Source organism: Kurthia gibsonii (genome assembly GCF_006539985.1).
Taxonomy (GTDB): Bacteria; Bacillota; Bacilli; order Bacillales_A; family Planococcaceae; genus Kurthia; species Kurthia gibsonii.
Map to the genome: position 1 here is coordinate 1 of NZ_BJOB01000077.1, position 6,754 is coordinate 6,754.

Annotated in this window: 6 protein-coding genes; 2 read left to right on the plus strand and 4 right to left on the minus strand. The window is 38.2% G+C overall.

What is annotated here, in order from left to right:
- Positions 1–160 precede the first annotated feature (160 nt).
- The 4 genes from KGI01_RS13155 to KGI01_RS13170 form a co-directional block, all read right to left on the minus strand.
- Entirely contained in the window at positions 161–1,708 is a 1,548-nt protein-coding gene (locus KGI01_RS13155; RefSeq protein WP_141275059.1) for a glycosyltransferase, read from the minus strand.
- Positions 1,709–1,726: 18 nt separating this feature from the next.
- The gene (tagH, locus tag KGI01_RS13160; protein WP_068455778.1) at positions 1,727–2,518 is read right to left on the minus strand and encodes a teichoic acids export ABC transporter ATP-binding subunit TagH; all 792 of its coding nucleotides are present in this window, start codon (positions 2,516–2,518) and stop codon (positions 1,727–1,729) included.
- Between the two features lie 20 nt (positions 2,519–2,538).
- The gene (locus KGI01_RS13165; RefSeq protein ID WP_068455780.1) at positions 2,539–3,348 is read right to left on the minus strand and encodes an ABC transporter permease; all 810 of its coding nucleotides are present in this window, start codon (positions 3,346–3,348) and stop codon (positions 2,539–2,541) included.
- Between the two features lie 187 nt (positions 3,349–3,535).
- Positions 3,536–4,732 carry a CDP-glycerol glycerophosphotransferase family protein gene (locus KGI01_RS13170; protein ID WP_082701479.1) on the minus strand — a complete coding sequence of 399 codons (1,197 nt, stop codon included), beginning with the start codon at positions 4,730–4,732 and terminating at the stop codon, positions 3,536–3,538.
- Positions 4,733–4,941: 209 nt separating this feature from the next.
- On the opposite strand from KGI01_RS13170, the gene KGI01_RS13175 reads away from it, so the two are divergent.
- A complete protein-coding gene (locus KGI01_RS13175; protein WP_141275060.1) occupies positions 4,942–6,093 on the plus strand; it encodes a CDP-glycerol glycerophosphotransferase family protein in 1,152 nt (383 codons plus the stop codon).
- Between the two features lie 64 nt (positions 6,094–6,157).
- Positions 6,158–6,553, plus strand: coding sequence for a glycerol-3-phosphate cytidylyltransferase (gene tagD, locus KGI01_RS13180; RefSeq protein WP_141275061.1), 396 nt, complete (start codon positions 6,158–6,160; stop codon positions 6,551–6,553).
- Positions 6,554–6,754 lie beyond the last annotated feature (201 nt).

Below are 6,754 nucleotides of genomic sequence, written 5' to 3' on the forward strand. Positions count from 1 at the left end.
TTTCAATGGCGGGGATTCCCTTTCGCGCGCGAGTTTGTCCCTTTCAACAAATAAAATTCTATTTAAACTAGTCAACTTAAGTCCAGTCACCACCACAGCCACCTCCACCACCACCATCTACTCACAACAAAAAAACTCTCGCCTAAGCGAGAGTTTAGAGTTAAATCATATTGATTTTTGGGCTGTGATGAATGGCTTGGTGTAAGACGTGTTGCCAGCGTTCTTTGTATGTGGCTTCTGCAAAGTGTTCTGTTGCGTGTTGTTTTGCAGCTGCTCCGAGTTTTAGCATGTGATCTGGGTTTTGGATTGCTTCAATCATGCTGGTTGCGAGTTGTTCGATGTTGTTAGGTTCAACGAGTATGCCATTTTCATTATGCGTAATGTATGTCGTTGGACCGTATGTAATCGCATAAGAGATGGTTGGTGTACCTTGAATCGCTGCTTCCGCATACGCATAATTAAGTCCTTCTGTTTTCGCTGTAATGATGGAAGCGAGGGCTTGTTGATAGATGTCTGCTACATTCGGATGGTAGCCTTTTAATGTGACAACTTTTTCAAGCTTTTCTTCTGCAATTAATTCTTGTAGATTCGCTTCTTCGTTTCCGACACCATAAATGTCTAAGCGTGCATCAGGTTCTTCTGCAATAACTTGTTTCATCGCTTGAATTGCGTGCTGTACTTGCTTATCTTCAATCAGGCGTGTCACCATGACGAAGCGATTTGGATCGCGTAATGCTTCACTTGGCATCGCTTCAACTGTCGGTGGAATGACGTGAATATTGCCACGATTGCCGACATCACTGTGTAAATCACGCTGCTGTTCTTCTGTTGAAACAACGGTTGCATATCCTTTTGGAATCGCGTTGACAACAGATTTCATAAACTTTGGCATCGAACTACCAACTGTATAAGGTTCTTCTAAATGGTTATGTTCGACAACGAAAATTTTATCCGCATACTGATCTTCCACACCGAGTACACGGTCTGCTACACGTTCAGTTTCAGCAACAATAATTGGACGAACCGATTCTAAACGACATAATTCATTCACCCAGAAAGTTTGAAACTCTAAACGATTTTTAAAATCAAAGGCTTTTTGAATTTTCGGGTCAAATAGGAAGACACGTTGTTGTCCGCCTGTTAAATAGTTGAACCAGATTGTTAAGTAACAGAAGCCATCTGGTGTAAAGTAACTCTCTTGATTCTTCTTGTTGTTTGCTGGATGATATAAAATTTCGCGTGCTTTATAGCCTGCTGGATGGAACTCCTCACGCGAAATACGTACGCGATTGTCATTGAAGTAGTCGACAAATTGCAAACGACCATCTTCGTCCCAGCGCTTATATTTTGCATAGCGACCATTTTCAAAATAACGTGCGTGATTACCAGCATCTTCTACAAAGAATTCATCTTCGAATTTATGACGATTCTTTTCGTAATGTGCTTTTGAAACAGCCGATACTTCCACCACTGCAAAGCGATCACGATAGTAGTCGTATAAATTCACAATATGCACATCATGTGGAAGATGACCTGTGACATGAAGTTCACGTTCGATTTCCGCATAGTTTGGTTTGTAGTCTAATGTTACAAGAACAGGTTGGTAATCTGGCTGATTGAGCAGACGTGCTTGTTTTAATACTGCTTTATGCAAGCCTCTTTGTTCCGTATTGAGGTCATTGCTTACCAGAAATAATGTTTTTCTCACCGCTTGTCACTCCTATTCTTATTTATGCTTACGCTGCTTCGCCAATTGGTCGCGGAATTCTTTTTGCTTGGCTGGTGTCAGCTTATTATAGTCTTTTAGGAACGCCATGTAGTTACGCATGACCACATTTGTTGGGCCGAATTCACGTAAACGCCCACCCTCAATCCATGCAATTTTTGTACAGAAATTACGTACTTGAGAAAGGTTATGGCTGACGAAGAAAATCGTCTTTCCTTGTTTTTTATATTCGAGCATTTTTGCGAGTGACTTATCTGTAAACGTCTGGTCTCCAACAGATAATGCTTCGTCGATTACGAGGATATCAGGGTTCGCTGTTACACTAATCGCAAAGCCGAGTTTCGACTTCATACCACTTGAATATTGTTTAACAGGTTGATAAATGAAGTCTCCAAGCTCTGAAAACTCGATGATTTCAGGCATGACTTCTTTAATCTTTTCTTTTGAATAGCCCATAAGTAGACATTTGAATTCGATATTTTCAGCACCTGTTAAGGCATTGTTCAGACCTGACTGAATCGCAATGACATTCACTTCACCATTGACGATTAATTCTCCAGATGTTGGTGGAACGAGTCCGCCAATGATATTGGATAAAGTCGACTTCCCCGAACCATTAATACCGACAAGTCCGACTACATCGCCTTCTTCTACTGAAAAAGTGATATTTTCAATCGCATTAAAAGATGAACCTTTTTTACCTGGAAAGATCAGGTCAGCAATTTGCTGGCCCTTCGTTTCATACATACGATATTTTTTTGTAATATTTTTTAAAATAACTGATTCTGCCATTTGAGCATCCTCCATAAAGTTTAGACAAAGTCTGAGAAGCGCGCACGGAATTTATAATGCGCTTTTGCACCGAAGTACAAGAAGATCAGTATAAGTGCTAAGTTGTATAATGCGAGTTCCCAATGATTGATGATATACCATTCATGTGTTAGTAACCCAGCACGGTAACCTTGTGCTAAGAAATAGAATGGATTCAACATTAAAATATTTTGTAATAATTCGGGCATATCTTTTGAGCGATCCCACAGAATTGGTGAGATGAAGAACATCCCTTGTAGAACCGATTGAATGACCATTTGTAAATCACGTACAACGACTGTCAGCGTTGATGTAAGTAGTGTGATTGAAAAGGCTAATACATATGACCATAATACGAAAATGATGAGTTCGAAATAGTGCCATGTCGGATAGTATCCGCCAATCCAGAAGATGACCATAATGACAGCGAGTAGCGCCAAGTGACCATAATATTTTCCCATAATAATATAACTCGGTATGCTCGAAAGTGGAAAATTCATCTTTGCGACCATGGAGTATTTTTGATAGATTGATTTTGAACCTTGTAAAATAGCTTTATTAATAAAGAACCAGAAAGAAATCCCCGCTAACATCCAGTATACATACGGAATACCGTCGACTTCTGCGTTTCGACGCATCACATAGCCGAAGATGAACCAATACATCGCCATTTGGATGGCAGGATTTAAAATTTCCCATATGAATCCAAGATAATTCCCCTGATTATCAATGCGCAGTTGGAATTTTGCTAAGCGCTGAACCAGATAAAATGAATTCACCTGTTCTTTAATGATGTTAATCATTGCTTTCATATTGTATTTTCCTCTATTCCATGTATTTCAAATAATTAGAACGAAATGCTGCGAAAATTAGTTCCAAAACGCTCCGAATATTCATTGCTTATTATAGCATATTCGCACCCAATTTAAGACACAATGTCCATGCGATTGAAAAAGAGAAATCGCCTTGCGGACGACTCCTCTTTTCAGATTACTTTTATTAATTTAATACGGTTTCACATGGTTCTGTTTCAACAGTTGTTTCATCTTCTACTGGTGGAATGTAGGCTGGTGCGAGTGTTTGTTTATAGAATACGCGCTTCACAACACGCTCCGAAGAACGTCCATCTTCCCATTCACAGAAGCGATTTTTGAAACGTTCGTAACGAGCAGGATCTGCATGACCTTCTGTTAACGCACGATCAATTTCAGCGATGAGCTCATCTTCTGTTTTGACAATCTTACCTGGCGCATCCGCTTCAATATCAATATAGAAACCACGTAGGCGATCACGATAATCTTCTAAGTCATACATATAGAAAATAATCGGGCGATCTAATGTAGCGTAATCGAAAAACACAGATGAATAATCCGTAATCAATAAGTCACTAATTAAATATAAATCGGCAATATCATAATAATCTGATACATCAATAATGAAATCTTTATATGGCGTAAAATCGAAGCTCTCCGATACAAGGTAATGCATGCGCGCTAATAAGACAAAATCATCGCCATATTTTTCTTTCATACGATTAATATCAAATTGGAACTCAAAACGATATTTACCTTTTTCGAAAAATTGATCATCACGCCATGTCGGTGCGTATAATACCACTTTTTTCTTCGGATCGATATTCAATGACTGACGAATTTGTTGCATACGGGCTTCAGATGGGTTATGTAGGACATCATTTCGCGGATAACCTGACTCAATTACAGGTCCTTTAAAATGGAATGCACGTGATAAAATCTCTGTTGAGTATGCGTTTGGCCCTACTAAATAGCTCCAGTTTTTCGATTCTGAAATAATATTTTTACGATATTTCGAAGTGACTGTGCCTGGCATATGTACTTCCTCAATATCTGTACCTAATCGCTTCAATGGTGTACCGTGCCATGTTTGCAAATAAGTTGTACCTTTAGGTTTTTTCATCCATTTCGCAAGACGCACATTATTCACCCAATACTGCGCTCTTGGGAATGTCAGCAACCATTTTAAAGAAAAACGCTTCATATAAGGAACATTCATTTCTTTAAACATCGGAATACTCTCTTTATTTACAGACCAAATCAAATCAAATTCTGGACAATTTTCTTTCATATATTCATAAATCGCACGTGGATTATCACTATAACGTTTACCATGAAAACTTTCGAAGACAACTAAATTCTCGATGCGTGGCTTTTTTGCCATATAACGATAAGCCTTCTTCAAGACTTTTGTTAATATATTTTTAATAGACAAAGTTGTTCACTCTTTCAATTTTAATAATTTTTCAACATACATCATACCATATCCCTATGATGAATCTTTCTATTTTTTAAACTTTCAATATTTCGCCTTCAAGAGAATATGCTATAATAAAAAAAGTAGTAAAAAATTAAACTAACTTGGGTGAATCTATGACAAAAGAATTGTTAATTCAACTATTTTTACTTATAAATAAATTTTTCTTCGCACTTTTTTCCATCTTTCCGACACGTAAAAAGATGGTTTTCTTATGCGATTTTGGCGATAACGCTGCTTATACAATACAAGCACTAAACGAGCCAGGCTACTCAGATATTATCGTACTAAAAACGTCTCGTTGCAACGAAAATTTTTCAAATCTTAACGTAAAAAAGATTATATTATTCGAGATGAAAGACTTACGTCAATATATAAGTGGTTTGTACCACATCTCTACTTGTAAAACGCTATTAATCGACAATTATGTACCGCTTTTAAATGTACTGCCGAAACACATCGAATGCATTCAACTTTGGCATGCGGCAGGTGCAATTAAAAAATTCGCCCTTTCTGACCCGAGTATCGCATATCGCACACCAGCAGCAGTTCGTCGCTTTCGAAAAGTTTATAAACGTATGGATAAAGTGGTTGTCGGTTCGGAACAAATGGCGAAGATTTTCCGTCTAGCATTTCATAAGGAGTCGGATGCATTTTTACGCACAGGGATTCCGCGCACAGATTTTTATTTTGATGAGAAGCATATTGCAGAGGTACGCACACGCTTATTTGAAAAATATCCAATCTTGCGTGAAAAGAAAGTTCTATTGTATGCACCAACTTTTCGTGATTTAGAATTAACCACACAGCAAATTCCGATTCACTTTACAAAATTGATGCAAGATATTGGCGATGAATATGTATTGATTATTAAATTACATCCTGCTGTTCAACATACAGTAGAAAATTTAATGAACCCTCAAATTATCGTACTAGACAGTCAAGTACCGATTCATGAAGTACTAACAGTGACTGACTGTTTGATTAGTGATTATTCGTCGATTCCTTTTGAGTATGCATTCTTTAACAAGCCACAAATCTTCTATCCATATGATTTAGATCAATATCGTATGAGTCGTGGATTTTGGAGTGACTATCCAACAATGGTTCCCGGCCCTGTCGTGGATAACGACGAAGAATTAGTACACGCGATTCTTCACCTCGATTTCGATGTAACTGTTATACAAGACTACTCGAGCCATTGGAATACGTATTCTACAGGTCAATCTTCTAAAAACTTAGCAGAATACTTACTAACTCACTTATAACACATCTTTCTTTTTTTAAATGGGTGTACTATAATAACCAAAAGTATGATTTTGGAGGCAAATTATGAAAACCGTTATTACGTATGGCACGTTTGATTTACTACACGCTGGCCACATCAACATTCTGCGCCGTGCTAAAGAAATGGGCGACTACCTAATCGTTGCCATTTCGTCGGATGAATTCAATGCATTAAAAGGCAAAAAAGCTTACTATAGTTTCGAAGATCGCAAAATGATTTTGGAAGCGATTAAATATGTAGACAAAGTCATTCCTGAAAATAACTGGGAACAAAAAATTGAAGATGTACAAAAATACAATGTAGACTTATTCGTAATGGGACACGACTGGGAAGGTAAATTCGACTTCCTATCTGACTACTGCGAAGTATGCTACCTACCACGTACAGAAGGCATCTCAACAACAAAAATTAAAGAAGACTTAAAACAAATCCAACGCTGAAATGATTGAAACCGAAAACTCTCTGAGATTGCAGAGCGTTTTCGGTTTTTGGTTTTTGAGTGGTAGCGTTTCCCTTTCGCGCGCGGCTTTGTCCCTTTCAACGGCGGAGATTCCCTTTCGCGCGTGGATTTGTCCCTTTCAACGGCGGAGATTCCCTTTCGCGCGTGGATTTGTCCCTTTCAATGGCGCCGATTCCCTTTC

Bases quoted from the DNA above. Each gene is read 5' to 3' on its own strand.
- tagH (WP_068455778.1), bottom strand. From the start codon at position 2,518: ATGGCAGAATCAGTTATTTTAAAAAATATTACAAAAAAATATCGTATG.
- KGI01_RS13165 (WP_068455780.1), bottom strand. From the start codon at position 3,348: ATGAAAGCAATGATTAACATCATTAAAGAACAGGTGAATTCATTTTAT.
- KGI01_RS13170 (WP_082701479.1), bottom strand. From the start codon at position 4,732: ATGGCAAAAAAGCCACGCATCGAGAATTTAGTTGTCTTCGAAAGTTTT.
- KGI01_RS13175 (WP_141275060.1), top strand. From the start codon at position 4,942: ATGACAAAAGAATTGTTAATTCAACTATTTTTACTTATAAATAAATTT.
- tagD (WP_141275061.1), top strand. From the start codon at position 6,158: ATGAAAACCGTTATTACGTATGGCACGTTTGATTTACTACACGCTGGC.